The sequence below is a fragment of the Marisediminitalea lipolytica genome, from assembly GCF_001758465.1.
Taxonomy (GTDB): domain Bacteria; phylum Pseudomonadota; class Gammaproteobacteria; order Enterobacterales; family Alteromonadaceae; genus Alteromonas; species Alteromonas lipolytica.
On the sequence record NZ_MJIC01000021.1, the window covers coordinates 79,453 to 105,313 of the forward strand.

At 48.1% G+C, this 25,861-nt stretch carries 20 protein-coding genes and 1 tRNA gene; 10 read left to right on the forward strand and 11 right to left on the reverse strand.

The window, feature by feature from the left end; genetic code table 11:
- Positions 1-5: 5 nt before the first annotated feature.
- From BFC17_RS21900 to BFC17_RS21910, 3 genes are all read right to left on the reverse strand, one after another.
- The gene (locus BFC17_RS21900) at positions 6-1,649 is read right to left on the reverse strand and encodes a methyl-accepting chemotaxis protein (RefSeq protein ID WP_083271897.1); all 1,644 of its coding nucleotides are present in this window, start codon (positions 1,647-1,649) and stop codon (positions 6-8) included.
- 495 nt (positions 1,650-2,144) lie between these two features.
- A complete protein-coding gene (locus BFC17_RS21905) occupies positions 2,145-3,044 on the reverse strand; it encodes an AraC family transcriptional regulator (protein ID WP_083271898.1) in 900 nt (299 codons plus the stop codon).
- Between the two features lie 4 nt (positions 3,045-3,048).
- Positions 3,049-4,119 carry a Gfo/Idh/MocA family protein gene (locus BFC17_RS21910; protein ID WP_070178659.1) on the reverse strand — a complete coding sequence of 357 codons (1,071 nt, stop codon included), beginning with the start codon at positions 4,117-4,119 and terminating at the stop codon, positions 3,049-3,051.
- Between the two features lie 364 nt (positions 4,120-4,483).
- Here BFC17_RS21910 and BFC17_RS21915 point away from each other — a divergent pair, with 364 nt between their 5' ends.
- Together BFC17_RS21915 and BFC17_RS21920 are read left to right on the forward strand one after the other, a co-directional pair.
- Entirely contained in the window at positions 4,484-5,590 is a 1,107-nt protein-coding gene (locus BFC17_RS21915; protein WP_070178660.1) for a glycerol dehydrogenase, read from the forward strand.
- Between the two features lie 144 nt (positions 5,591-5,734).
- On the forward strand, positions 5,735-6,448 hold the full coding sequence (locus tag BFC17_RS21920) for an HNH endonuclease family protein (protein WP_070178661.1): 714 nt from the start codon (positions 5,735-5,737) through the stop codon (positions 6,446-6,448).
- 30 nt (positions 6,449-6,478) lie between these two features.
- Here the strand turns inward: BFC17_RS21920 and BFC17_RS21925 are convergent, their stop codons facing one another.
- Positions 6,479-7,675 (reverse strand): MFS transporter, encoded by a 1,197-nt coding sequence (locus BFC17_RS21925; protein ID WP_070178662.1) that lies wholly within the window; start codon positions 7,673-7,675, stop codon positions 6,479-6,481.
- Positions 7,676-7,830: 155 nt separating this feature from the next.
- Here BFC17_RS21925 and BFC17_RS21930 point away from each other — a divergent pair, with 155 nt between their 5' ends.
- A complete protein-coding gene (locus tag BFC17_RS21930; protein WP_070178663.1) occupies positions 7,831-8,706 on the forward strand; it encodes a LysR substrate-binding domain-containing protein in 876 nt (291 codons plus the stop codon).
- A gap of 68 nt (positions 8,707-8,774) precedes the next feature.
- Here BFC17_RS21930 and BFC17_RS21935 read toward each other — a convergent pair whose 3' ends face one another.
- A complete protein-coding gene (locus BFC17_RS21935; protein ID WP_070178664.1) occupies positions 8,775-10,202 on the reverse strand; it encodes a methyl-accepting chemotaxis protein in 1,428 nt (475 codons plus the stop codon).
- Between the two features lie 258 nt (positions 10,203-10,460).
- Between BFC17_RS21935 and BFC17_RS21940 the strand changes: the two genes are divergently transcribed.
- Complete coding sequence (locus tag BFC17_RS21940) at positions 10,461-11,111, forward strand: OmpW/AlkL family protein (protein ID WP_070178665.1); 651 nt, start codon at positions 10,461-10,463, stop codon at positions 11,109-11,111.
- 82 nt (positions 11,112-11,193) lie between these two features.
- Here the strand turns inward: BFC17_RS21940 and BFC17_RS21945 are convergent, their stop codons facing one another.
- Entirely contained in the window at positions 11,194-12,525 is a 1,332-nt protein-coding gene (locus BFC17_RS21945) for an amidohydrolase (protein ID WP_070178666.1), read from the reverse strand.
- A gap of 304 nt (positions 12,526-12,829) precedes the next feature.
- Here BFC17_RS21945 and BFC17_RS21950 point away from each other — a divergent pair, with 304 nt between their 5' ends.
- Positions 12,830-15,751, forward strand: coding sequence for a TonB-dependent receptor plug domain-containing protein (locus tag BFC17_RS21950; protein ID WP_070178667.1), 2,922 nt, complete (start codon positions 12,830-12,832; stop codon positions 15,749-15,751).
- A gap of 219 nt (positions 15,752-15,970) precedes the next feature.
- Here the strand turns inward: BFC17_RS21950 and BFC17_RS21955 are convergent, their stop codons facing one another.
- The 4 genes from BFC17_RS21955 to mutY form a co-directional block, all read right to left on the reverse strand.
- On the reverse strand, positions 15,971-16,936 hold the full coding sequence (locus BFC17_RS21955; RefSeq protein WP_139142164.1) for an AraC family transcriptional regulator: 966 nt from the start codon (positions 16,934-16,936) through the stop codon (positions 15,971-15,973).
- Positions 16,937-17,648: 712 nt separating this feature from the next.
- Positions 17,649-17,724 (reverse strand) — tRNA-Phe (locus BFC17_RS21960).
- 131 nt (positions 17,725-17,855) lie between these two features.
- Positions 17,856-18,131 carry an oxidative damage protection protein gene (locus tag BFC17_RS21965; RefSeq protein ID WP_070178669.1) on the reverse strand — a complete coding sequence of 92 codons (276 nt, stop codon included), beginning with the start codon at positions 18,129-18,131 and terminating at the stop codon, positions 17,856-17,858.
- A 28-nt stretch (positions 18,132-18,159) separates the two neighbouring features.
- Entirely contained in the window at positions 18,160-19,200 is a 1,041-nt protein-coding gene (mutY, locus tag BFC17_RS21970) for an A/G-specific adenine glycosylase (RefSeq protein ID WP_070178670.1), read from the reverse strand.
- Positions 19,201-19,300: 100 nt separating this feature from the next.
- Between mutY and BFC17_RS21975 the strand changes: the two genes are divergently transcribed.
- On the forward strand, positions 19,301-19,984 hold the full coding sequence (locus BFC17_RS21975) for an alpha/beta fold hydrolase (protein ID WP_070178671.1): 684 nt from the start codon (positions 19,301-19,303) through the stop codon (positions 19,982-19,984).
- Here BFC17_RS21975 and BFC17_RS21980 read toward each other — a convergent pair.
- Positions 19,973-20,500, reverse strand: a complete 528-nt coding sequence (locus BFC17_RS21980; protein WP_070178672.1) for an NUDIX hydrolase — start codon at positions 20,498-20,500, stop codon at positions 19,973-19,975. The two genes, BFC17_RS21975 and BFC17_RS21980, sit on opposite strands and share 12 nt — an antisense overlap.
- A gap of 146 nt (positions 20,501-20,646) precedes the next feature.
- Between BFC17_RS21980 and trmB the strand changes: the two genes are divergently transcribed.
- From trmB to BFC17_RS22000, 4 genes are all read left to right on the forward strand, one after another.
- Complete coding sequence (gene trmB, locus BFC17_RS21985) at positions 20,647-21,366, forward strand: tRNA (guanosine(46)-N7)-methyltransferase TrmB (protein ID WP_070178673.1); 720 nt, start codon at positions 20,647-20,649, stop codon at positions 21,364-21,366.
- Positions 21,363-22,451, forward strand: a complete 1,089-nt coding sequence (locus tag BFC17_RS21990) for a methyltransferase (protein ID WP_070178674.1) — start codon at positions 21,363-21,365, stop codon at positions 22,449-22,451. Before trmB ends, BFC17_RS21990 begins: the two co-directional genes overlap by 4 nt.
- A 66-nt stretch (positions 22,452-22,517) precedes the next feature.
- Positions 22,518-23,945: a glycogen synthase GlgA gene (glgA, locus tag BFC17_RS21995; RefSeq protein WP_070178675.1), complete on the forward strand. Its 1,428-nt coding sequence runs from the start codon at positions 22,518-22,520 to the stop codon at positions 23,943-23,945.
- 137 nt (positions 23,946-24,082) lie between these two features.
- Complete coding sequence (locus BFC17_RS22000) at positions 24,083-25,738, forward strand: sensor histidine kinase (protein WP_070178676.1); 1,656 nt, start codon at positions 24,083-24,085, stop codon at positions 25,736-25,738.
- Positions 25,739-25,861 lie beyond the last annotated feature (123 nt).

The following is a 25,861-nucleotide window of genomic DNA, read 5'->3' on the forward strand; positions in this document are numbered from 1 at the left end:
TTGCTTCAGGTTTTGAATCGGCCGACTTTTTGTCCGAGCTGTTGCACGGTACCGTTTAACAAGCCAGCAATTTCACCTGTATTTTCAATGGTTTTAAGATTTTGCTGCCCCAGTGCATTGAGGTTTGTAACATTCGTATTGATATCTGAAACCACCTGACTTTGTTCTTCAGTGGCGGCAGCAATTTGATAAATGGTTTCGTTGGCTTCATCCACAGCCGCACTCACCTGGTCAAAAGCCCTGGCAAGCTGTTCCGAGACAGCAACCACAGAATCCACCTCACTGGCACCCTGCTCTATAGCCCTTACCGCGTCATTAACACTGTGCTCCAGACGCCCCAGCATTTCATTGATATTTTCAGTGGACTGTTGCGTACGACTCGCCAGTGTTCTTACTTCATCGGCAACCACCGCAAACCCACGGCCCTGCTCACCGGCACGAGCAGCTTCGATAGCGGCATTAAGCGCCAGCAGGTTAGTTTGTTCTGCGATGCCGCGAATCACATCCAGTACCGCAATGATGTTTTGCGATTCTTTCGCCAGGCTAGAAATAACGTCATTTGCATTGGTAATGGATGCTGACAGGTTAGAGACGTTTTTCACCGAGTCACTAACCACCTGCTTGGAAGAAGTACTGATCTCGGAGGCCACTTTTACTTTCGACATGGCTCCCTGACTATTACTCGCGGTGTCAGATACCACATGACTCAGCTCGTTAACCGCAGTGGCGATCTGGTCGAGGTTGTCGTTTTGTTGGTGAGAGGCCGATTTAACAGTATTAGAAGCCTGATCAAGGTTAGCTGACGCGCCTTTAAGACTTTCTGTATCCTGTTGAATCACCACAATCAGGTCCTGCAGGTTTTCCATAAAGCGATTAAAGGTTTTAGCTAAGGTGGCCAATTCATCTTTACCGCTACTATCCAGACGACTGCGCAGATCGCCGTCCCCCTGGCTGATATCCCGCATAACATCAATTAATGTATTCAGGCGGTCGGTAACTAAACGCGGGCCATACATAACCGACAAGGCAGAAACAACCAGCACAATCACCAGAACCACCATCAGCATAAACTGACTGCTTTGCGACGATGATTGCATCTCAGCAGCCAGTGCATCAGCAGCATTTTTAACTGCTTCGCCTAAATGGTCGTAGTGGCTGCGGAGCTGCTCAAACGCTTCGATCAGGCTTGCAGAACGCAGTTGATGGGCTTTTTCAAAATCCCCTGCTTGTACCAACGCCACTACCTGATTAGCACCTTTTAACCAGATGTCGTAATCATTTTTAAACTGACTGGCACTGCCAATGTTAGTGACCTCACCTTCCACCAGGCTGCGTGCTTTGTTCATTCTATCGAGTGCTTGTTGCGCGTTGTCTTTAAAGTCGGCAATTTCACTGTTTACCGCCTCCCCTCGCATACCCGCCATAATGATGGCGTCCTGAAGTGCGGTTTGCGCCTGGTATAAATCCCTGTCTGCGTTCAGGGTAAGGCTGACCGCATCAAGATAACGCTGAGCAATTTGCTCTGAGTCGTTGGTCAGGCGACTAAGTGATGTGACCGAAATTACAGCAACCAAAACCAGCAATGCCGTAACAACAATAAGGGGAAAAGCAAATTTACTTCGAATGGAAAACTGGCTGAAATCTATCATATGCCGACTCTGACTACTGACATGTTAACTATTGCTAAAAGCGTGGCACATAATTGTTAATTTGCAATAAACCAGCAAATTACCACACAAACCCAAAATGTCACATTTGTCACCAAATGTACATTTGACGCAATTATGACTATAAAACAGTCAATGTCAACCGTGATCAGTAAACTCAATGGCAATGAATTCTTTACCCAAATGGGCTTAATCCGGCAGAGAAGGAAAGATTTGCGTTATAAAACTGTGATTTAGCGGGTAGTTAACCAGCGAATAGGCCAGCATCAAGTGTATTGAAATAAATACAGAGTTAAAGCAATATAAAGGTGACAGGTGAGAAATAGTGCTATTTCCCTGGTCGGGATGCTCAATGATACCCAAAAGACACGCGAGTTTTTTTGAATTTCTACACACCCTATTAAGAAAAACTCATCAAGATGTAATTGTTGATCAACTGTATGACCAGTTTTAGGGGAGCGACCCGATGCTAAGGGGTCAGGTGGTCAGGGAGTCGCGACTGGGGGCAGTACCAAATTCTCTGGTGTACTCGCGGCTAAACTGCGATGTACTGGCGTAACCCACTTCAAACGCGGCTAAACTGACCTCTTTGTCCTGCATTCTGATCAACCGGCGCGCCGCTTGCAATCGTAAGGTTTTTTGAAACTGCAGTGGGCTGATGCCAGTGATAGCTTTAAAGTGTGCGTGAAAAGACGACACGCTCATGCCAATCTGTCGGGCCAGCTCCTCCACGCGCATCGGCTCAGCATAATGTTTTTTAAGCCAGCTGATGGCCTGATTGATTTGCCCGGCATGAGAATCAGAAATCCCCATCTGCGCAATAGCCGGACCAATCCCGCTACACAACAGCCGAATCAGGATTTCTTCCATGGCGAGTGGCATCAGTAAGTCACCCAGTTTGGGTTCGTCAATATAAGTTAGCATGCGCAAAATAATATTGACTATTTCCGGCTCCGATTCACTAATGTAAACCGAGCTGACCGACTCAGCCTTGGGCAGACCAGCCGGATAAAGACGCGACGCGACTTCAGCAATCCGGGCTGCGGTTAATGGCACCATCAAACAAAAGTAAGGCGCATCTTCACTCGCCCGGGTTATCTTAACCCGGATCGGCACTTCGGCGGCATATACCACCATGGAAGTTTCATTTTCGACGTATTCCAGATTGCCCCGGCTGGCACTCACAGCCTTGGCCCCCTGCGATACAATACACACACAAGGTTGAGTTAATACACTGGTTTGCTCGGTAGAAATTCGCGAGGCCCGGGTTACTTCGAGATTGTTTTCACTCAGCACAAAATAGCCGTCGGTAACTACGTGGTTATTTAGCCACTGAGTAATGTGCGTTAAATCCGCCGATTGTATTAACTCACTCATGTTTTTACCCCTGTCCGAATACGTCTAGCAAACTATGCAGCTGTACCGCGTCTGCAAAACTGGGGGCACTGCGCGTTTGCCGCCTGATATCGCTGGCAATAAGCTTATAGATCCCGGCTACATTGCGGGCGATAACACTATCGGGTAAATCGTTATAGAATTCAGCAGGTACGGTTAGTTCTTGCAGCCCGTCGTCGTCACCTGTGGCCCCTTTGATGTTCAGGTTGGCAAACTGCCCATGGCCGATGTTACCGGTAATTTGCAGATCGCCCCTGGTACCGTTGATTTCCCAGAAGAAGTTAGTCGCTTTGCTCATACCACCGCGATAATGGGCAGAGAATGCTGCGCCACTGGCAAACTGGCCATAGGCTAAAATCTGATCAGCTGCGGTAAACGGCACTTCTTTATCAGCGTCGGTAACCCTGACGGTTTTGCGCCGATGGCCCAGTTGGCCACCGATGGATACAATCTCGCCCAATACGGTTTGTAAACCCGCCAGTGTGTGAGCAAACGGGATCGTCAGCATAGTGGCGCCAGTGGTTTTATCATACAAATAAGCAAGTTCTTCACTGGTTTCCCCACCCCAGTTAGCACCAGAACCAATCAGCGACGATGAAAGCACATCCCCCACATAGCCGTCTTTAATTAACTTCTGCAGAAATTTAACCTCTACAGACGTTCGCATTTGCGTACCAACGGTGGCTACCACCCCTTTTTCAGCAGCCAGTGCAGCGAGCTTCTTCGCTTCTTCCAGACCATTGCCCAGAGGCCACTCGCAGTGCACATGCTTACCGGCATTTAACGCCAGTGAAACCAGTTCAAAATGATGAGGGACTTTTACTGTTACCACTACCAAATCAATTTCGTCTGAACACACGAGTTCGGCGGGGGATTGAAAGGCAAACGGCAGCTCCAGTGCTTTTGCGGTGCGTTGAGCACTTGCGTAACTCGAGTTGGCGACTCCTACAATTTCAAAATCATCGCTGAGTGAAGACAGCGCAGGTAAATGCGCAGTGGCAGCCCAATGGCTATCAGGGTTTAATCCAATAAAACCCACTTTAATTTTGCTTTGCATGCAGGATTCCTCTAGATGTATTTGCCCGATCCAACATAACCTGAGCCTTTAGAGGGATAATTTGGAAATACAGGCTGACAGATATCATTGAATTATTGATTTTATTTTGCGCCTTTCTGGTAAATTCAGCTTGCCCGATCCTACGGCCTTCAAACCTAATCCTACGAGTTAGGCAGACCTCTTAGCGGTAAGACCGCTGAATCGCCGCCACCAGCACGGGACTCGCAACTGAACCCGGACACAACACATCGCAGCACGTACAACTTTAGTCTAAAAAAACGTAATTTCTGCCGCATTTCAAGCATAATCTGCCCCACTCCCGACTCTGGGAGTCTTTTCTAGCAAATCCATTTCAGGAGGATTTATGTCTGTAACACCACGTACAGTAACCTCACCTAAAAAGTTTTACATTGGCAAAGGACTACTGGGGCAACTGCACGATTACGCCCAGGATTTTGGTGATAATGCCTTTATTATCAGCGATGAATTCATTTTAGAACGGGTTAAGGAAGAAGCCGTTCCCGGCCTTACTGACAACAACATTAAAGCGCATGTTGAAAAGTTTAACTACGAGTGCTCAAAAGCTGAGGTTCAGCGTTTGGTTGAATTGTCTGAGAAACATCATGCTAACGTTATTGTTGGTATTGGCGGCGGTAAAACCTTAGATTCAGCCAAGGCGACCGCATACCACCGTAAGTTACCGGTGATCCTGTATCCAACCATTGCTTCAACCGATGCACCTTGTACCGCTCTGGCGGTGTTTTACACCGAAGACGGTGAGTTTGATGAGTATCTGTTTTTACCGCAAAACCCGGATGCCGTCATTGCCGACATGTCGATTTTGTGTGCCGCACCAGCACGCTTCTTCTCGGCAGGGGTGGGCGACGCACTGGCCACTTACTTTGAAGCCCGCACCTGTTATGCTGCCGACGGAATCAACCTGGTACTGAAAAAACCATCCCGTACCGGTTTGGGTCTGGCTGAACTTTGTTACCAGATGTTGCGCGAAAATATCGATGCCGCTATGGACGCTATCGACAATAAAATTGTCACCCCGGCGCTGGAACAAATTGTAGAAGCTACCATTTACCTGAGCGGTGTAGGTGCCGAGGCTGGCGGCCTTGCTGCGGCTCATGCAGTCAACAACGGTATGTCTGCGGTACCGGATCTGCATCACGTGCAGCACGGCGAAAAAGTGGTGTTTGGTTTGCTGACACAACTGGTACTGGAAAACGCCCCGAAAACCGAAATTGACGAAGTCATTCGTATTATCAAAACCGCCAGACTACCACTGACACTCAGTGATATGGGCCTTAAAAAGTTTGTTGAAGAAGAGTGGCGGAAGGTGGCTCAAATTGCTTGTGCAGAGGGTGATACCATGGGCAATATGACCATGCAACTCAGCGAAGATGACGTTTATCAGGCCATGATAGCCGCTAACGCCATGGCTGAGCGCTATAAAGCGCAATAGCAGTACACAATAACTAATGCCTGGCCGCCTTGAGCGGCCTTTTTTTTGCTCTGCTAAAAGCGCAAAAATTTACGTTGAACCTGACGCAAAAGCCCCGTAGATTACCCTGCTATGATGTTGTATTGAGTGTGGTTTCTCTTTTTCATGCGCAAATTTTTTGTTTTATTTTTGCTTTTCAGTCTGCCCCTGGCTAACCCCCTTGCGGCAGAGATAATTAAACAGTCAGCGTCTGGTTTATGTCATGACAGTCGCAGTCAGTGGTACGAACGGACCACCCGCTTTACTGCCTACAGCAGTATGAAAAACTGCCTGGCAGCGGGCGGCAAAGCCTATTCCGGCTATGCCTCATCTGCCTCAGTTCAAACGCCCGATGGGTATTCCCGCAATCTGTTTCCGCACTGGCTGGATGAAGACGGAAATTGTCGCGATACCCGCGCCGAAACACTCATTCGCCAGTCTGCTACTCCGGTCGTGTTCGACGATGCCCGTCACTGCCGGGTGACAACCGGACAGTGGTATGATCCTTACACTGGCAACACCTATACTGACGACAACGACCTCGATATTGATCATATTGTGCCGCTGAAATGGGCATTTGAGCACGGAGCCGATAAGTGGCCGGAAATAACCCGAGCGGCGTTTGCCAACGATATTATTAATGTAATAGCGGTGAGTCTTACGGCGAATCGTTCGAAAGGTGCCAAAGGTCCAACCGAATGGATGCCCTCTAATCAGGGCTACCGTTGTACTTACCTGGAACGCTTTCAGGTAGTTACCCGCAAATATCAGTTGGCGTTTACCGCGACGGAGCGCCGGGTGCTAAACAAGCAACTGTCTGCCTGCGGTTTACCTGGCTAAGTTACCCGACTCCCCAACGGGTAACTACGTTCAGACAGCCCCTACAAATGGCTCGTCTGGCTGCCGTTCGATGCGGTAGATGTATACTGCCAATAGTGTTAACAGTACGCTGGTAAAAGCAATCAGCGCATAAAGGTCACCCAGACTACCGGTAGCCTGCTGTAAAACACCCGCAAGCATATTGCCTGAAGCTCCGCCTAAGCCAAATGTCACCATGCCAATACCATTGATTTGCATGGTTGCTTTAGAGCCGTAAGCTTTGCTCACCCAACCCGCCACTACCCCCCATATCGGGAAGTACATCAGGCCATAGCCAAACCCGGCAAACAGCACAAACTGAGCGGGGGCGAGAATAAACGCAATGGTACCCAGCATAAATCCAATGGAAATAAACAGCAGCGCCGCACCAGCCCCTTTACGATCAGCCAGCTTACCGATAAGAAATCCGGCGACCATGCCCGACAAACCAATTATTGACCAGGTATAACCGCCCAGTGCTGGCGGCAGAGCAAGCTCCGTGAGATAAGTATTTAACCAGGTAGAAAAAGGCATAGTAGCAAAGCCGACTAAAAACGTAATCAGGCATGACAAAAAAGCGATGCGTTCGCGCAGCACGATTCGAAAAAGCTGTTTCATCCCCATAGCAGGCAACATGTCTGTAGTCGTCTGCGTATTTGCCATGCTGAGCCGCTTTAGCACCATAGCTGTAGCTACAAATGTGCCCAGACCAAGCACCGCAGCGACAATCCAGCCGCCCTGCCAGCCCATTAACGGCACAACGACCAGAATAATCGCGCCGCTGATACCGTATCCCCAGGCGGTACCACTGGCAGCCACAGACAGAGTGGTTGCCCGGTACTGCGGACGGCCATAACAGCTTACCAGTTCGACAATGCCGCCCCAGCTAATAGCAGCATTCGCCGCCATCAATATCAGTATCACCAGTATTGCCAATGGCGATGTAACCCATGCCATGGCCAATAACAACAGCGATGTCAGCGCCATACAGCATAATACCAGCCGCGCCGAAGAAAAGCGGTGACCAAGCCCCCCAAGCAACATTGCGCCGCCAAGATAAGCCAGCTGAGTTGCCGCGCCAATAGTGGCTAAATACCAGTGGCTGATTGCAATATCGGCTTGCATCAGCGGCACCAGTGCTGCAAATAAAAACAGCCCGAAACCATGGCTGATAATCTGGTTAAATCCAAAGGTAATAGCTAGCTGCACAGCCCCACTCCTGTTGATTTAGGCAGTTGTTTAAAACCGGCGACAGCATAAACCGGCGAGAAATCGAACTGTAATCCCTTGCGTTTATTCGGTAAATTGATAAATATTCAAATCTACGTTCACATTCACTGAAAACTGAAGCCGGAGTTTTTGCTATGCGCGATCTGCCAATTAATCTGCTGCGTACCTTTATGGTGGTGGCCGATACCCTGAATCTGACTGAAGCCGCAAAAGTGTTGCACAAGGCTACGTCGACAGTGAGCATGCAACTTAACCGGTTGGAGGAACTGGTTGCCAATCCGCTAATGGAAAGGGGGCAGCATGGCGTGCGCCTGACGGCCGCGGGGGTTCAGCTAACCACTCACGCCCGCCAACTGCTTAACCTGCATGATCAGATTGTGGGCTCTTTTCAGAATATGGAAATTGATGGCACGGTGCGCCTGGGCAGTCACGACCAGTATGCCAGCCGAACTTTATCTCCGTTATTGCAGGAGTTTATTCTCAGTTATCCGGAAGCACAGTTAGAAGTGTTCTGTGATCACAGCCCTGATACTCTGTTACACAAACTGGACAAGGGTCAGCTGGACATTGCCCTGGTGGAGATGATGGCAGGTACATCCGGCGGCACCCGATTGCGCCGTGATGCGCTGGTGTGGGTAGGCTCCAGGGATCACCATTTGCAAAGTTTGCCAATCCTGCCGTTAGCGGTATTTGACGAAGGTTGTTACCACCGTAGTCACGCTAAACGCGTGCTCGAAGAAGCCGGTATTCCCTATCGAATTGCTTTCACCAGTCAGAGTCGCGCAGGGGTTTTAGCTGCCGTTCGCGCCGGTGTTGGCATTGGTACTATCCCGCTGCATACGCTGGAAGATGACTTACTGGTGCTCAATGAGGAATTGCCTGCACTACCGGAAACCGAAGTCGCCTTGTTTATGGGAAAAAAAGTTAATGAAGCGACCCGAAGACTGGAACAAATTATCCAGGACAGCCCACTGTTTAATCCACTGGGTGTTGCCCATCAGGAGAGCTAGGGAACTTGTGGTTTACCTTTAATCCGGTTCACCAGCAAGCAGCCCCTCACTCCTTGCTCAGATAAGACTCAGTGACCAGATACCAGACTTTTTAATTCTTGCGCCATTACTGCAAGATTATTGGTGGTCTGAACAATATGATTTGAATACTCCTCAACCCCAGCCGCACTTTCTTTATTATTCACGGCGCTGTTGGAGAGGGATTGCACGGAGCTATTGATAGCGCCTAAGTTTTGCTGACTCTCATCGATGAGATTTTTAAGCGTATTAAACTGCTGATATATGTCTTCTACAGCCTGCAGAATATCCATTAACTGACTCCCTGCAGCACCAACAATATTAGCACCATCTTCTATGCTGGCGGTGGCCTGGGACAGACTCTTTTGGATCTCAATTGCGGCACTGTTACTTTGAGTTGCCAGAGTTCTAACCTCGTCAGCCACTACCGCAAAGCCCCTGCCCTGCTCCCCTGCGCGGGCCGCCTCTATTGCGGCATTTAATGCCAGTAAGTTAGTCTGTTCCGCAATGCCTGAGATCATTGCCGCAGCGCGATTAATTTCCTGATTGTTTGCTTTAATTTCGTCCATGGAATTAATCGTTTGCGTAATAGCTTCGTGCCCCTTGGAGGCATTGTCTTTGGTGGTGCGCATAAGCCGGTTAACATCACTCACCACATTCACACTTTCCTGCATACTGTCTGTTACAGTACTGAGGTTATGGCTGGTTTGATTTGATGCTTCAACTTGTTCCTCGGCCCGATTACGCAGTACACCAGAACTGTCTAAAATGGCTTTGGACGTTTGCCCCAGTTGTTCCGTTGCCGTCGCCAGTAACAGTGCATTTTTCTCCGCGCTTTTGACCATTTCTGTCATCTGCTTGCCGCTGCTCTCAGCTACCTGACGCATGGATTCAGCCTGTTCTATAGACGCTTTCGCTTGATTCTGGCTGGTTTGTCGCAAGTTTTCCATCAGGGCTATCATCACAACATTGGCAAAAATAGCACCACTGAGAAAAATAGTCTGAGCACCACTTGAGTCCTGCGTGTTAATTTCAGTTGGTGGCAGCATGCCGTTTATCTCAACGAAATAAGCAATAATTGTGGTAGATAAAATAAGTCCTCCCCAAATCACACCTTCTTTCAAACCACAAAGTAAGATAGCTACTGCCGGGACCACTAATAACCATGGGGTAGAACCAGAGTAAACACCGCCGTTTTTAAACAACAAATATGCCTGAATCCAAAACAGGGCAGATGCCGCTGAAGTGGCCGCAAAGTTAACCGCACCGGACTTTAAAATGGCCAGCGACACAGCGAAGTGAAGCCCCACAAACAGACAGGCCACGGCACTGTCGTTAGCACCGAAAAAGTAATACAGAAAAGCGTAAATCGCTGCAGCCGGGGTCAGGATTGCGCAGAACATCATGGTGAGAGTGGCTTTATGCTTTTGTGCTTCAGGCACTGAATCTGGCATAAAGAATTGGCTTAAGCGCTGCATAGTTTGATGACCTGTACTGTGGCGTTAAAAAAGAATAGTCCGGGATCCGCTGGTAACGGCCCAATTGTTAAACACATGTAAAAAATAGTGTGGAAATATTATTCAGTCAAATGAATAAGATACTTAATTTTGCCCCATTTTCAGCGCCTCTGTGTTTTGCGGAATAAAAACTTCCTGACTACATTCATGCAATACGCATTGTCACATGCAGAAATAGTCATTCTGTAAAAGTAATAACAAACAATAGAGGGCCACCCAATGCAGAAACTTGGATATATCGCTGTTTTAACAGGGTTAAGTTTTTATTTGCCGACCCTGTCACATGCAGAAAATGGCGGGGCCTGGACGATAAAATCCGGATTAAGTCTGATTATTTTTGATGAAAGCGCTGATGTCTTTTTAGGCGGTAATCAGGTACCAGGAGCTAGTTTTACCACTGATAATGATCAGACGATCACGGCATCTTTAGACTATCGCTATAACGCTTCATGGTCGGTGGAAGTAACAGTAGGAATACCACCTGAGGCCACACTCAATGGCAGTGGCCCGTTAGATGGTCTTACACTGGGTAAAGTGACTTACGCACCGGCGACGCTAACGGCGTTGTATCATTTGCCAGCCATGTCAGAGAGTCTGGATTTTTATGTGGGCGGCGGTCTAAATTACACCATCGTTATGGATACTGAAGATGCGACAGTCACTAATTTTGAGGCAGATAATGCTTTTGCCATGACTGTTCAGGCGGGTGTTAATGGCAGTTTTAATCAAAGCAACCTGGGATGGTATCTGGATGCAAAATATATTGCGCTGGATACAGATGCCACGGGCTTTGTTGGGCCGGCCCCGGCAAAAGCCGATATTACGCTTAACCCACTGATTGTTACCGCAGGGCTAACCTACGCGTTTTAGCCCACAAACCAAAAAGCCCGAACTCGGCTGTTCCGGGCTTTTATTTTGCGTTATTTGCTGTTTGCGATTTCGTAATTTACCCTTACTCCGGTTTTGCCAACACTTTCATCGTTGCCAACGTTAACGCTTCAGTGGCGGTAGTGATGACTTTCTCAGCATCTGGTGCCCAAAACGGGCTGTGTAATGACGGTAACGCTGTTTCACCGCTTTGGGCAGCGTCCCAATTTGCTTTGGGTACGCCACCAACCCAGAACAGCAGGCTTTTAATCGACTTGTCAGCACGGTAATAGCGGGCAAAGTCCTCTCCCGCCATGGTGGGCGGTTGCCGGGTCACCTTCTCATCACCCAGATGAGATTTAAAATACGTAGCAATTTCCTCGGCAAATTCTGGGGCATTAAATGCCGCTGGCGTGTATTCATCTTTCACAATAACTTCAGGCAGCATGTCATCCGGCATACCGGCAGCAATACCTTCGCCTCTGGCAATACGCGCTATACCGTCCAGCAGTTGCTTGCGGGAAGCATCAGAATAGCTTCTTACCGTTAACAGCAGCGTTGCTTTGTCCGAAATAATATTGTGCTTTGAACCAGCGATAAAACTGCCTACGGTAACAACGGCTGAATCGAGTGGGTCCAACTCCCGGCTGACTAATGTTTGCAGCGACGAAACAATGCGACTGCCAAGTACCACCGGATCTTTGGTTGCCTGCGGATAGGCACCATGGCCGCCAATACCTTTTACGATAATATCCACACTATCCACGTTGGCAAAGGTAAAGCCAGGGGTATAACCGATTACACCTGCAGGGATAGCTGCCGAGTTATGGAAAGCAAAGGCATAATCAGGTTTTGGGAAGCGCTCATAAAGGCCATCCGCCAGCATATCCCGCGCGCCCTTACCACGCTCCTCCGCAGGCTGTAAAATCATAACCACCGTACCCGACCACTGCGCTTTAAACTTCACCAGTTGCAGCGCAGTGCCATACCAGCCAGACATATGGGTATCATGGGCACAGGCATGCATTACCCCGGATTCCACGCCTTCATCTGTCGTAGCGGTAATTTTTGAAGCAAACGGCAATCCGGTTTGCTCCACCACCGGCAATCCGTCCATATCGGCACGAATTAACACCACTGGGCCCGGACCATTTTTCAGCACCGCCACAACACCGGTACCGCCTATTTTTTCGGTCACCTCAAAGCCAAGCTCTCTGGCCTTATTTGCGAGAAACTTTGCCGTTTTCACTTCATGACCACTGAGTTCAGGATTAGCATGAAGGTACTTGTACATGCTCATAAGCTGAGGAAGATCATCCTGCACAGCCTGTTTAAGTGGAACAGTTTCAGCCTGTACCAAGCCACTGCCAAGCCCAAGTATCGCCAGGCATAAAGCCACTTTCGTTAATTTCTTCATTACGGGATCTCCTTGTATTTTAAAACAATACCCTAGTGTGAATGATGATGAAACCGTAAAGCGCTGGACGTCAGTGTGGTTAGTAAAAATTTATTATCAGTTATATCTACCGGTAGGTTTTATTAATAGCAACCAACCGACGCTAGAACCTTTGTAAACGGCACACAGTCTTGCCCCCGCTCTAACGTCATTTCCGTGTATTTTTGAACGATCGGTCAAACATTTTGAACGCTCTGCACATCCTTCTTGGCCTGACCCGAAATACACTGTTTTCTGACAACAAAGATAAAGCAGGAAACACGACATGTATCAGTTAAAACATCTGTCTCACGCAGTTAAACAAGCTTTGCTGGTGGGAAGTCTCTCGGTACTCTCTATGCAAGTTTATGCCCAGGAGTCTGCTCCCGACAAGAATGCCGATGACGCCAGTATCGAAAAGATTGAAGTTACCGGTTCGCGAATTAAACGGGCAGAACTTACTTCACCTGCGCCGGTTCTTTCTGTTGATGCTGCCGAAATTGCTCGATTTGGTAATCCGGACCTGGGTAGCATTCTGGCCGAGCTGCCGGCCATCGGCGCTAGTGCAACGCTCATCGGCAATAATAACATTAACGAGAATGCAGGTTTAAGCTCTCCCGATTTACGTGGATTGGGTGAAAACCGCACACTCACCCTGGTTAACGGCAAACGCCATGTGGCCGGTTCGCCATTTAGCAGTGCGATAGATACTGGCTCTATACCTAATGCGTTGATCGAACGTATCGACGTGATTACCGGGGGAGCATCGGCGGTTTACGGTTCAGACGCGGTGTCGGGTGTTATAAACATTGTTTTACGAGACGATTTCGAAGGTGTTGAGTTTCGCGCCAGTGGCAATACTGATACCCAAGGGATCGGCAACGATACCTACAATTTCGGTGTCTTAGTGGGGAGTAATTTTGATGATGAACGAGGAAACATTACTTTTTACGCCGAACGCAGCCAAATTAATGAAGTGCTGATCCCAGAGCTTCAGCAAGCGGCAAACTGGGGGTCTTATATTAACCCGGATGATACAGGCGAGGATGACGGTATTCCTGATCGCCTGCGGGCACAGAATGTGGGGTCTGAATTCATAAACCGCTTTACTGTTATTAACCCTTTTGGCGGCGGACCACGGTTAACCTTTACACCAGATGGAACCCCCTTTACCCAGGTGTCGCGCAACTTTGATAACAGTTTTGCCTTTGGTACCTTTGATCAGCCCTACGAATCTGTCTTTTTTGGCGAAGATTACGAAAACTATATTCCTGATCAGGAAACCACTACTCTGGCCAGTACCTTTCGTTATGACATTACCAATAACGTGCGTTTTTATGGCGATATCAAATATATCGAAAAAGACATTGAGCAGCAGTTTCAACCCTCGTTCCGTTTTGGCGGAATTTCTTTTAACGCCACTGACAACCCCTATTTACCAGAAGCTGCCAGAGCTGAGTTATTTGCCAATGGTCAAACCGGCGACGTAGAGATTTCCCGCTTCTTCGACGATATTGGTAATCGCTCCGCGGCAAACGATAGAGAACTGTTCCGAGTAATTGGTGGCTTTGATGGCTACTTCTCACTAGGCGGCACAGACTTTGACTACGATGTATTTTACACCTATGGCGAAACCTCAAACACCCGCCGAACGCTTAACGATCTTATCCCGGGAAATCTCAATGCAGCACTTGATGCTGTGATCGATCCAGCCACAGGCAATATTGCCTGCCGTAGCCAGGTTCCAGAAGCTCAAGGGGAAGGCTACGAAGATCCGAGTACCGTTAATCCAGAAAATTGTGCTCCTTTTAATCCCTTTGGATTTGGCCAGGGATCAGCTGAAGCGTACGATTTTATTTCCGGAGATGTAGAAAGAAAAGACGAAATTGAACAAACGGTTTTTGGTGGTTCATTATCGTTTGATTCCAGTGCTTACTTTGAATTACCAGGTGGGCCATTAGCCTTTGCTGTTGGCTATGAATACCGCGAAGAAAAAGTCAGTACGACTACTGATGAACTCACCAAACAAGGTGTATATACCAATGCTGCCACCCCTGACTCCTCAGGTTCATTTGATGTTGACGAATTTTTTATCGAAATTAGTGCACCGCTGATTAAAGACATGTTCTTACTCCAGGAACTTACTTTAGATGCCGCATTCCGTAGTGCCGATTACTCGCATGCTGGTAACGCAGATGCCTGGCAACTAGGGTTTATGTGGGCACCGATTGAAGATGTACGAATTCGTGGAACCGTGAGTGAAGCGGTACGTGCACCAAATGTAGATGAAGCATTCAGCCCACAATCCCCGGGCTTTGAAAACATAAATGACCCTTGCGATGTCGATAACATCAATGATGACCCTGACCGCGCTGCGAACTGTTTGGCACTGGGGATCCCTGCCGGCTTTGAAGCCAATGATAACGTAAGTATTGATATCCTTTCTGGTGGCAACCCTGACCTATTCTCGGAAACCAGCAAATCAAAAACGGTTGGCGTAGTGTGGACCCCTGCCTTCATCGATAACTTTTCACTTACGCTCGACTGGTATGAAATTGATATTCAGGATGCGATTAATGCCGTTGATGCGCAGGATATTCTGGATAACTGCGTAGACGCAACCGGAGGCCCGGATCAAAGCTTCTGTAATCAGATAGATCGTAATGCCGAAAATAACGTGGAATTGGTACGTTCAGGCTTTGTTAATGCGTCTGCAATTTACACCTCCGGCGTAGAGTTTCAGTTACGTTACCAAGCCGAATTGGCTGCGCTTAGTTTACCGGGTGAAATCCGCCTGAACCTGCAAGGTAACAAAGTGAACGATTTAGAAACCTTCGAATTTCAGGATCGCCCCGACGAAATCAATGTTGATGTAGGTGAAGTCGGCAATCCTGAGTATCAGTTGCGCACCGTGCTGGACTACCACCTTGGTGACTGGGTATTAAATCACACGAGTCGGTTTATCGACCGCGTGGCCACTTTTGATGTGTCGCCTGGTGCAGATACACCGGAAGATTTATCGCCAGCATTTATTGGTTCTATCTGGACTCATGATTTTGCAGTCAGGTATCTCGCTACCGACAATGTTGAAATGAGCGTTGGTTTACGTAACGCCTTTAACAAAATCCCACCGGGTTACACCTTTGATCCACTCTATGACCTGGTTGGACGCAGAGTTAACGCCTCCGTGGTAGTACGCTTCGAGTAAGCCGTACTACTATCTCCCTGGATGGCATTGCCCGCTAATAATTCTGTTAGCGGGCTTTTTTATGTCTGTAAAAAAGAACAGTAAAGATAGGAAGAGTTGGTGTTTGCAGTACAAATCTAGTCTTCGACAAACGCACGTTAAACAAGGCGTGCCAATTTTAGCCTGATAGCCAGATCACAGAGGCGATACCAGGATTACCACAATATTGAATTGATAAAGCTAATTATTTTGCGCGAGTTTTCTAACCGCGCCCGGAGTTTGTCCTTTGGCTTTCTTAAATGCCCGGGAAAATGCTGATTCAGACTGATAGCCTGCATCCAGCGCAATAGATAGGATAGAATCATCAGAATATTGTAATGCTGTAAACGCCTGATCCATTCTACATGCGGTGAGAAAATCCATGGGTGAATGCCCCACCAAATCTTTAAATTGCACCGCAAAACTGGTGCGCGACATGCCTACCTTTTTGGCCAGTTTTTCTAGTGTCCATGCCGCTGATGGCGCATCTCGCAGCATCTGCATGGCGTTGGCTATACGTTGGTCATTCAAATAACGAATCTGTGAATCAGGTATAGACGATACACAGTTACAGCATTCTTTGAGTACACTCATCATTAACACATCAGCCAGTTGGGTAATTACACTTCCAGCAGGTTTTTCGTTTTCTTGAGTCTCTCTCATAATAAGTTCACTAAAATACCTGATTAACTTACTACTGTGATGTGCTGTCGTTCGAATGAGCAAATAATCGGGCAACGTGGTAAACAGCGTTCGATTTTCAGCTTCGCTGAGGCTTATAACGCCACAAAGCAAATTGGTTGTATAACCGCCCCCGTTTAATTCCAGCGTACGATAACCTTCAGAAACGAACTTAAGAGGCAGCTTATCAAATGGAATGGCAGAACAATCCAAACTGCTACAAATGACATGTGCCATACCAGGTTTAAATAATAAAATATCACCACTGTGAAGTGTGATAATTTGCTCCCTGGTGCTCACTCTGGCCACGCCGCCGGTATTAAAATGAAATTGCATACCATCAGTGTTGACGGGCACGTCGATTGACCATGGGGCTCGCAAGGTACTATTTAAATACCTGACCTCTCCCATGGAAATTCGTCCTAAAAGATGACGAAGACCGCTCAAAACTGTTGTGAGTTTTGGTCTTTCGGATTTTAAAAGCACCTGGCTCTCCAGCTAAATCTACATAGCGCCCACACAGAAATGGCGCATAACAAACTCATTTTCTATGTTTCCGACACGCTACAGGCTATGCACATCGGGGTCTATGAACCGAAGTATTTAATGTACAGTTGGCTAAATAAAATGGACGTTTAGTTGAAGGCGACCTGTTTTAACTCAACACATACGATGTATTAATACGGCATTAAGCTAAACAATCAGCGTGATAACGATTTACCGAGCACGCCATAAACAACAATAACTTTGCCTGCTATTTAATCAAAGACCACAGGAGTGTCAGAATGCTTTCGATAAAAATGCAATGCATATATTGGCATGGACGGATTGGAACTGTGGACAACAACGAGCATGTTATGCCATTGAGAGAGCGGTAAGGCGTCATCATGCATCACACACAGTTTCGTCTTTGAGGATGTTGGCTGCGTGCACTTTCACTTTGGTGGGACAGCGAACCACAGTTCCCGGCAGGGTCACCGAATGGGACACTGTCCCTTTCCATCAACGAGTTGTTTATTTCTGGCTTTAAAACCAAAAAGCCCCGAACATTTCTGTTCAGGGCTTTTCGAATAATGGTGCCTCGACCCGGGATCGCGACTCACGGTTACCGGCAGGCGATACGCAAGCGTGTCCCGTTCTTATATTTGACGACAGGATCAAAAAAGCCCCGCATTTTCATGCGAGGCTTTCTGAATAATGGTGCCTCGACCCGGGATCGAACCAGGGACACGCGGATTTTCAATCCGCTGCTCTACCAACTGAGCTATCGAGGCAAATCTGGTTAGCGTTTTCGGCTAGTGCCGTCCTGCTGTGGGTGCGTATTTAACGAGTTTCGCGCTTTTAAGTCAACCACTTTTTTTAATATTTTATTTAACTGCGTGTTCTTTGTGCAATCAGTACAAAATCACGGCTTTTTCGGCGGTACATAGCCTTCTATCGTGGGTTCCTTGCCTTCAAACAGAAACGCCTCCATTTGCTCTTCCAGGAATTTTCTGTCAGTAGGCTCCATCATATTGAGCTTTTTTTCGTTGATCAGCATGGTCTGCTTTTTCTGCCATTCAGCCCAGGCTTCTTTTGAAATGTTGTCAAAAATACGTTTTCCCAGTTCACCCGGGTAAAGCTGAAAATCCAGGCCATCAGCCTCTTTGTCTAAATGTACGCAATGTACCGTTCTGGGCATCGTTATTCTCCGCGTTAATGTAGTGTGATTATAACTGTTTCGACAGTTCGGTCAGCAATCTTTTTACCGGCGTGGGCACGCCCACTGTTAATGGTTCATGTAACGAAACCCAGCTATGCCCCGATTCACCAATAACCTGATTAAGTGACTGGCAATGTAACAATTTGGGCTGAATATCCAAATGGTAGTGACTGAATGTATGTCTGAATGGCGACAGCAGTTCAGCGTTGTACTCTTTACCTGCAAACCTGGCAATATCAGTGGGGATATCATCAGCGGATTCGCTTTCGACAAAACTCCATAGCCCGCCCCAAATCCCAGTGGTCGGGCGCTGTTTAAGTAACACACTGCCCTGATAAAACGGGATCCACATCACCGTGCTTTTTACCGGCAACGCTTTTTTCGGCTTTTTACCCGGATAGTCTGTCTGATTACCCTGCGCATAGGCAATGCAATCCTGCTGTAAGGGGCACTCATCACAACGAGGTTTACTCCGGGTGCATATCATCGCCCCGAGATCCATCATCACCTGAGTGTAATCATTGGTGCGCTCGGCCGGAGTATTTTGCGTAGCATACTGCCAGAGCTGTTGTTCTACCTGCTTTTTCCCGGGCCAGCCATCTACCGCGTAATAGCGCGCCAAAACTCGTTTTACATTGCCATCCAGGATCGGATGAGACTGCCCGCAGGCGATAGAAAGTATGGCCCCTGCAGTTGAGCGGCCAATCCCGGGCAGCGCCATTACCTCTTCCAGGGTTTGCGGAAACTCGCCATTATATTGCTCTGCAATATTTTGCGCCGCCTTGTGTAAATTTCGCGCTCTGGCGTAGTATCCAAGCCCTGTCCACAAATGCAGCACTTCATCCTGTGGGGCGTTAGCCAAATCCGTCACTGTTGGAAAGCGCTGCATAAAGCGCTCAAAATAAGGGATGACAGTGGTCACCTGGGTCTGCTGCAACATAATTTCTGATACCCAGACCCGGTATGCCGATATGTCCTGCTGCCAGGGTAAATGCTTGCGGCCATGGGCATCAAACCACGCTAATACCCTTGTTGAAAATGAATTCACGACTTTCTACTCCCAATTTCAGCCCGGAAGTGTATCAGTGATTGCGCCGATACCGTAGAGCCTGATAGGCTGCCCACGACTTTTTTCAGAGGACAGCCTTATGCGTTATGTTTTTTTACCCGGAACATTGTGTGATGAACGTGTGTGGCTGCCGGTATGGAAACAGCTCAACATTCCCTCCAGAGCTTATGTACCGCTGCAATGGGCAAATAGTTTAGAAGAAATGCTGGCGCTCACCAGTGACCGCACCGACCCCGATGGCAAAAACCACCTGATAGGCTATTCCATGGGCGCATATATCGCGGCGCTCTGGGCGCTCACTTATCCGGATAAAGTGGCCTCGTTAACTTTACTGGGTTATGTCCCAACCGGCCTTTCTGAGCGCGAATTAAAGCGGCGCAAAACGCTTATTCAGCAGCTAAAGAGCGGTAATGTCGATGTGACAGCCAAAAGCTATCTGGCCAATATGATGTTGCCCGAACATAGCGATGAGATTCTGCCCTTTGTAACCGATATGGCCAGCGACCTGGGCGCGGCCACGCTGCGAGCACACATACAAAGTACAACACCGCGAAAGGATCTCACCGCAAAGCTGGGGCAGCTAAAATGTCCGGTGTATTTAGTTGGCGCAAAACAGGATACCGTCGCCCCATATTCAGCAATGCAATCGGCCAAAGAGCGTATTAAGGGTGCAAGATTACTGCCGGTTGAAGACAGTGGTCACATGATGATGCTGGAACAGCCTGCTGCAGTGGCCGCTTTACTAAACGAGTTATTCGCCTGAGTTCAGCCAGGTATTTAACGCATGCTGGGCAGAAGGGAAAGCAAGAGCAAGTCCCTGACAGGCGTCTTTATTAAACCATTGGTAAGCGCTCACCTCGTCTTTATCCAAGGTAAAATCAGGTAATTCAGAAAGCTCTGTAACAAAGAAGATATCCATGGTCGGATAGACCAACGATTTATAGGGATACTGATTTGGCCAGGCGCCAAGATAACGCAAAGGCGTAGTGAGTGTAATACCGGTTTCTTCCAGCATCTCACGGCGCAGTGCTTGTTCGGCTGACTCATTAGGATTAACAAACCCGCCGGGTAAATCCCATTCACCAGCGGACGGGGCTTTACCACGCTTTAGCAGTAACACGCTTTGGTTATAAACCAAAACCGCTCCTACTGCCGCCGCCACATTGCGAAAAACTTCAAAATCACACTTACTGCACTGGTAGCAATTATTATCTTTGCTGGTAAGAGCCGACTGTCCGCACCGGGGGCAATAGTGTTGCGACATTCTGTTATATTCCATTCGCTTAGCTTAATGCTTAGGCTATCATACAACAATCAGGCGTCCAGCATTGGGCATAGCGTATAAAGGTAAGCACGCCGCCAGACCGTTGCAATTTTGTACGCGTCGTGGATAATGCCGCGGCAATCAACAGGTGACAGAATATCATGGCAAAATTTAACTCACAGGCCGAAGCTGAAGCAGCCGGCATCTACATCAGTAAAGTCAAAAGTTTTGTTAAGCGCGAGGGGCGTTTAACCAAGGCTCAGGGGCGGGCGTTAGAAGAATTCTGGCCCACAAAAGGTATCGATTACCAGAGCGAGCCGGTGGATTTTACTGAGGTATTTGGCCGCGCAGCGCCTGTGGTGATTGAAATTGGTTTTGGCATGGGTAAATCCCTGGTCACCATGGCCCATGAGGCACCTGAGCTAAACTTTATTGGCATTGAAGTACACCGCCCTGGCGTAGGTGCCTGCCTTGCTGATGCCGGTGAGCTGGGCGTAGAAAACCTGCGCGTGATGGAGCACGATGCCGTTGAAGTTTTAAAAAACATGATCCCGGACGGTAGCTTGCACCGTTTGCAGTTGTTCTTCCCGGATCCATGGCATAAAAAGCGTCACCACAAACGCCGCATCGTACAACCTGAATTTGCTGAACTGGTTCGCACCAAACTGGCCATCGGCGGTACATTCCACATGGCAACCGACTGGGAGCCCTATGCCCAGTTTATGGCAGAAGTAATGAACGCCGCTGAAGGCTATAGCAATACCGCAGCCGAAGGCGATTATGTCGCGCGACCGGATTATCGCCCTATCACTAAATTTGAAGTACGCGGTCAAAAACTCGGCCACGGCGTATGGGATCTGATTTACGAGCGTACCGCATGAGTTTATCGCCGCAAAGTCAGCTGATCCTGCGTAACAAAGAGCAGTTTGATGAAGGTAACTGGCTCATTATTAATCCTGATGACGCGAGTTTATTTGGCTCGTTGAGCGAATTGTCGCTCATGGTATTACACCAGTACTTTGATGTTTTCAGTCAGGCCACCCGCCAGCGTGAGGCTGCACGGTTTGCCAGCCAGGACATAATAAACAACCCCGAATCGCTGCAGTTGTCTGCCACAACAGGTAACCATACTCATATTTTTGCACCTTTTATTTGTCAGGCAGACAACATTACCGATGTGCTTATTTTTATGCCTAAGGCTAAAGCACATCTGGCCATGCTCATGGCAATGGCTGGCGCTATTGCCGGTAACGGGCATCGCGTGCATGTGATTGGCGAAAACCGCGGCGGTATCAAAAGTGCAGGCAAAACCATGCAAAGCTATGGTGCTGTGGATAAACTCGACTCAGCCCGCCATTGCAGCTGGCTAACCTGTTATCTGGAAAACGCCCCTACTGGTTTTAATATCGGTGATTATCTGGCTAAAGACACTTACACCAGCCAGGGCACTCAATGGAAGGTTTGTTCGTTGCCCGGCGTGTTCAGTCATCGTGAACTGGATGCCGGTACGGCCATGTTACTTTCTGAACTCCCCGCCACAGTATCTGGCAAAGTACTGGATTTTGCCTGTGGTGCCGGCGTAATAGCCAGTTACCTGTTAAGTGCGGGCAGCAAAGCCAGTCTGGAGTTACTGGATGTCAGTGCGCTGGCATTGTGGAGCAGCGCGCAAACCCTGCACAGCAATAATCAACAGGGCATGCTGATTGCCACTGATACCTTGCAGGGCGTAGCCGGCAAATATCACGCCGTGGTCACCAATCCACCGTTCCACACGGGCGTAAAAACCGATTATCGGATTACCCGTGAATTTATTCAGGGCACGAGACAGCATTTATTGCCCAAGGGCACGCTGTATCTGGTGGCAAACCGTTTTCTGCCTTATGCCGAGTTACTTGCAGAACAGTTTTCTCAACCCAAATTACTGACTCAGGACAGTCGTTTTTCTGTTTATTTCGCACAAAGTTAGCGTTTAAATCCTTGTCTTGTGTGATAATTTAACGGCTGACACCAGATATAACCGCAGGAGAGCAGTGTGAACATCGTTTTTGCCATTTCTGAAGTCGAAGAGCTAGTAAAAACCGGCGGACTGGCCGATGTGGGTAAAGCGCTGCCGCTGGCCCTTAAATCGCCCGATCACACTATCAGTATCTTTTTACCTTACTACCGGGCTATCGCTGAGCAGTTCTCGTTATCCGAAGCCTGCAGTAGTCAGACACTGTTTAGCGAAAGTAAGGTTTATCACTATTCGCTGCGCCAGCTGCACTGGCATGGTATAGACATTTACTTTGTTGATTACCCTGAATATTTCGATCGTGATGGCTTGTACAACAGTGCCTACGAAGCCTTTTACGATAACGGCGAGCGCTTTAGTTTTTTCTGTGGTGCGGTACTTAACGGTTTACAGGCCTTAGGCATGCAGCCTGATATCATTCATTGCCACGACTGGCATACCGCCATGCTGCCCTTCTTACTGAAAAATGACCGCAGCGGCTATTTTGCCAACACCCGCAGCGTGTTTACTATCCATAACGCAGCTTTTCAGGGCGTTCATCGTATCGACGAAATTCCATTTTTACGTCAGCATCCGGCTATTTTTCAGCAGGTACACGGCGGCTATATTAACTTTTTGCAGTCTGCAATTGAGTGCGCCGATAAAATCACCACTGTTAGCCCCAACTACGCTGCCGAGTTGCTCACCGATTTAGGCAGTCACGGACTGCACGACCGCCTGATGCAGCGCCAGAACGATTTATCCGGGATTTTAAACGGTTGTGATTACACCCAGTGGGATCCTTTAACCGACCCTTACATTCCGGCTCATTTCGATGCCGGCGACTTCACCGGTAAAGCGCAATGTAAAAGCGCTTTACAGAAAAAATCAGGTTTACCCGTTGAGCCCGCTATCCCGGTATTTGGCATGGTGTGCCGCCTGACCGAGCAAAAAGGGTTTGGCTATTTAATTCCTATTCTTGACCGGCTCATTCAGCACAAATTGCAGTTGGTCATTATTGGTACCGGCGATCCGCGGGTTTGTCAGGACCTCGGCGAGTTTGCCGAACAACACCCCGAACAGTTCTCGTTTATCAATGGCTTTAGTACCGAACATGCTCACCTGATAGAAGCCGGTGCTGATTTCTTTTTAATGCCATCTCAGTTTGAACCCTGCGGACTTAACCAGATGTACAGCCTGGCCTATGGCACGGTGCCAATTGTTCGCGCTGTTGGCGGTCTTAAAGATACCGTCGTCGACCCCGAGTATGCGCCCCACTCCGCCACCGGATTTATGTTTGCCGAACCTACGCCCGAGGCATTGCTAACCTGTATACGCCGGGCGCTGCTGGCTTACCACGAATGTCCGGTAAATTTCAGGGAAATGGTACAAAGGGGCATGCACACCCGCTTTACCTGGCAGGCAGCCGCAGAGCAATATCTGGCGCTTTATCAGAGTATTCATCACTAATCTGCCCGGCATCGGGTAAATCAGCCTGATGCCAGCATGCAAACCTGCCGGTCTCAAACTGCGAGAATACTTTCTTTTTCAGGTATTATAAGCCAATATTAAGGTATTCATCTTCCCAGGCTTAGTTAACATTTTTCATGTCTCAGCCGACTGCCAGTTTGTCGATTAAAAGCATTATTATTTGGCTTGTGATTGCCATTTCAGGCGGCGCTATGCTGTTGTCTACGTTAATCACAAACTATCTGCAACATGCCGAAGTAAAAAATCAGCTGTTGCAGGGCGCGCGCTCAATAGCTGATATGGTAGCCACCTCGGCGCGGCCGATTCTCGCCGTTCCTCCGACTGATATAAACGAGGAATTAGCCCAGAGTGACAGACTGTCAATTCTGCTAAACGGGCTCGATAGCTTTCCCAATGTCCTCAACGCACATATTTATACTGTAACAGGCTCCGACACACCGGAAATGCAGGCCTTGTTCAGCAAGTCGACCACCACCGCCGTAGAAAGTCGCATCGGTGACATGGCGCGCTTCTTTACGCCGCGGTTAAATGAGCATGACAAAATCATTGAGGTAATTCGTCCGGTTAACCTGGAAGACAAAACCCTCGGCTATGTTTACGTGCGTCTGTCGGCTAAGTCTTTTTATGAGTACATCGCCAATACCCGCATGGTCCAGTTAGCCACGGTTATGCTGATTATTATTGCGGCCTTTATGGTGGCGCTTAAATATGGCCAGAAATTAAGTAACCCTATCCAGGACATCACGCTGATGCTGCAGAAAGTAGCCCGCACCCGCGACTACTCCCTGCGTTTTTCTGCCACTCATGTCCGCGAGTATAATCAGATGCTCGACTCGGTAAATGTATTACTGGCCCGGGTAGAAGAGTACATTGTTAAACAGCAACAGGCAGAAAAGCAGTTGCAGACACTTAACAGCCGCCTGGAAGAAGAAGTCCATCAGCGTACCGTAGCGCTTAAGAGTGCCAACGATGAGCTGATCCAGACCCTGGAAAAGCTCCATCAGTTTCAGCGCCAGATTGTCGAAAACGAAAAAATGGCCTCACTGGGTGATATGGTTGCCGGTGTCGCCCACGAAGTAAATACGCCTATCGGTCTGGGTATTACCGCCTCTACCATGATGCTCGACAGGCTTGCGGTTATCGACCAGCAGTTTAAGGATAAAACCCTTAAAGCCAGTTCCATGCAGCGATTTATCGACGAGAGCCGCGAAAACCTCAACATTATTTACCGCAACCTCGACAGAGCAGCCGAACTGATTTCGAGCTTTAAGCAGGTTGCCGTCGATCAGTCCAGCGAAGAAGCGCGCGAAGTCAACGTCAGACAATTAATCGAAGAAACACTGATGTCGCTCAGACCAAGGCTTAAAAAAGTCAGTCATACTGTTAGTATTGATTGTCCGGAAACCCTCAACGTTAACTGTAAAGCAGGCCCGGTAAATCAAATTTTAATCAATTTAATTATGAATTCTTTGCTACATGCCTTTGAAACGGTTGAAAACGGCAAAATTGACGTCATAGCTAGGTTGACTGATGACCAAAAACTGAAAATAATTTACAGAGATAACGGAAGTGGTATACCCGAGAGCATAAAAAGCCGTATTTTTGATCCCTTTGTTACAACCAAAAGGGGGCAAGGCGGTTCTGGTCTGGGTATGCATCTGGTATTTAATTTGGTGACCCAAGCGCTCGGTGGCAATATAAAATTAGAAAGCGAAGAAGGTAATGGTGTCGAGTACACCCTGACATTTCCAGTCACTTTAAAAAAATCATAAAAAAACGTTATTTAACAAATTTTTTCTTGGACTTAACTTGCCCTTAAGCGTACTTTTACGAATGTGGCAATTAATTTGCAAGTTGAAAGACTGATAACAATAAAATCTGATAAACTTTGTATA

Bases quoted from the DNA above. Each gene is read 5' to 3' on its own strand.
- BFC17_RS21980 (WP_070178672.1), bottom strand. From the start codon at position 20,500: ATGGAATATAACAGAATGTCGCAACACTATTGCCCCCGGTGCGGACAG.
- BFC17_RS21935 (WP_070178664.1), bottom strand. From the start codon at position 10,202: ATGCAGCGCTTAAGCCAATTCTTTATGCCAGATTCAGTGCCTGAAGCA.
- BFC17_RS21950 (WP_070178667.1), top strand. From the start codon at position 12,830: ATGTATCAGTTAAAACATCTGTCTCACGCAGTTAAACAAGCTTTGCTG.
- BFC17_RS21990 (WP_070178674.1), top strand. From the start codon at position 21,363: ATGAGTTTATCGCCGCAAAGTCAGCTGATCCTGCGTAACAAAGAGCAG.
- BFC17_RS21900 (WP_083271897.1), bottom strand. From the start codon at position 1,649: ATGATAGATTTCAGCCAGTTTTCCATTCGAAGTAAATTTGCTTTTCCC.
- BFC17_RS21930 (WP_070178663.1), top strand. From the start codon at position 7,831: ATGCGCGATCTGCCAATTAATCTGCTGCGTACCTTTATGGTGGTGGCC.
- BFC17_RS21920 (WP_070178661.1), top strand. From the start codon at position 5,735: ATGCGCAAATTTTTTGTTTTATTTTTGCTTTTCAGTCTGCCCCTGGCT.
- BFC17_RS21910 (WP_070178659.1), bottom strand. From the start codon at position 4,119: ATGCAAAGCAAAATTAAAGTGGGTTTTATTGGATTAAACCCTGATAGC.
- BFC17_RS22000 (WP_070178676.1), top strand. From the start codon at position 24,083: ATGTCTCAGCCGACTGCCAGTTTGTCGATTAAAAGCATTATTATTTGG.
- BFC17_RS21905 (WP_083271898.1), bottom strand. From the start codon at position 3,044: ATGAGTGAGTTAATACAATCGGCGGATTTAACGCACATTACTCAGTGG.
- BFC17_RS21940 (WP_070178665.1), top strand. From the start codon at position 10,461: ATGCAGAAACTTGGATATATCGCTGTTTTAACAGGGTTAAGTTTTTAT.
- trmB (WP_070178673.1), top strand. From the start codon at position 20,647: ATGGCAAAATTTAACTCACAGGCCGAAGCTGAAGCAGCCGGCATCTAC.
- BFC17_RS21965 (WP_070178669.1), bottom strand. From the start codon at position 18,131: ATGCCCAGAACGGTACATTGCGTACATTTAGACAAAGAGGCTGATGGC.
- BFC17_RS21975 (WP_070178671.1), top strand. From the start codon at position 19,301: ATGCGTTATGTTTTTTTACCCGGAACATTGTGTGATGAACGTGTGTGG.
- BFC17_RS21915 (WP_070178660.1), top strand. From the start codon at position 4,484: ATGTCTGTAACACCACGTACAGTAACCTCACCTAAAAAGTTTTACATT.
- BFC17_RS21945 (WP_070178666.1), bottom strand. From the start codon at position 12,525: ATGAAGAAATTAACGAAAGTGGCTTTATGCCTGGCGATACTTGGGCTT.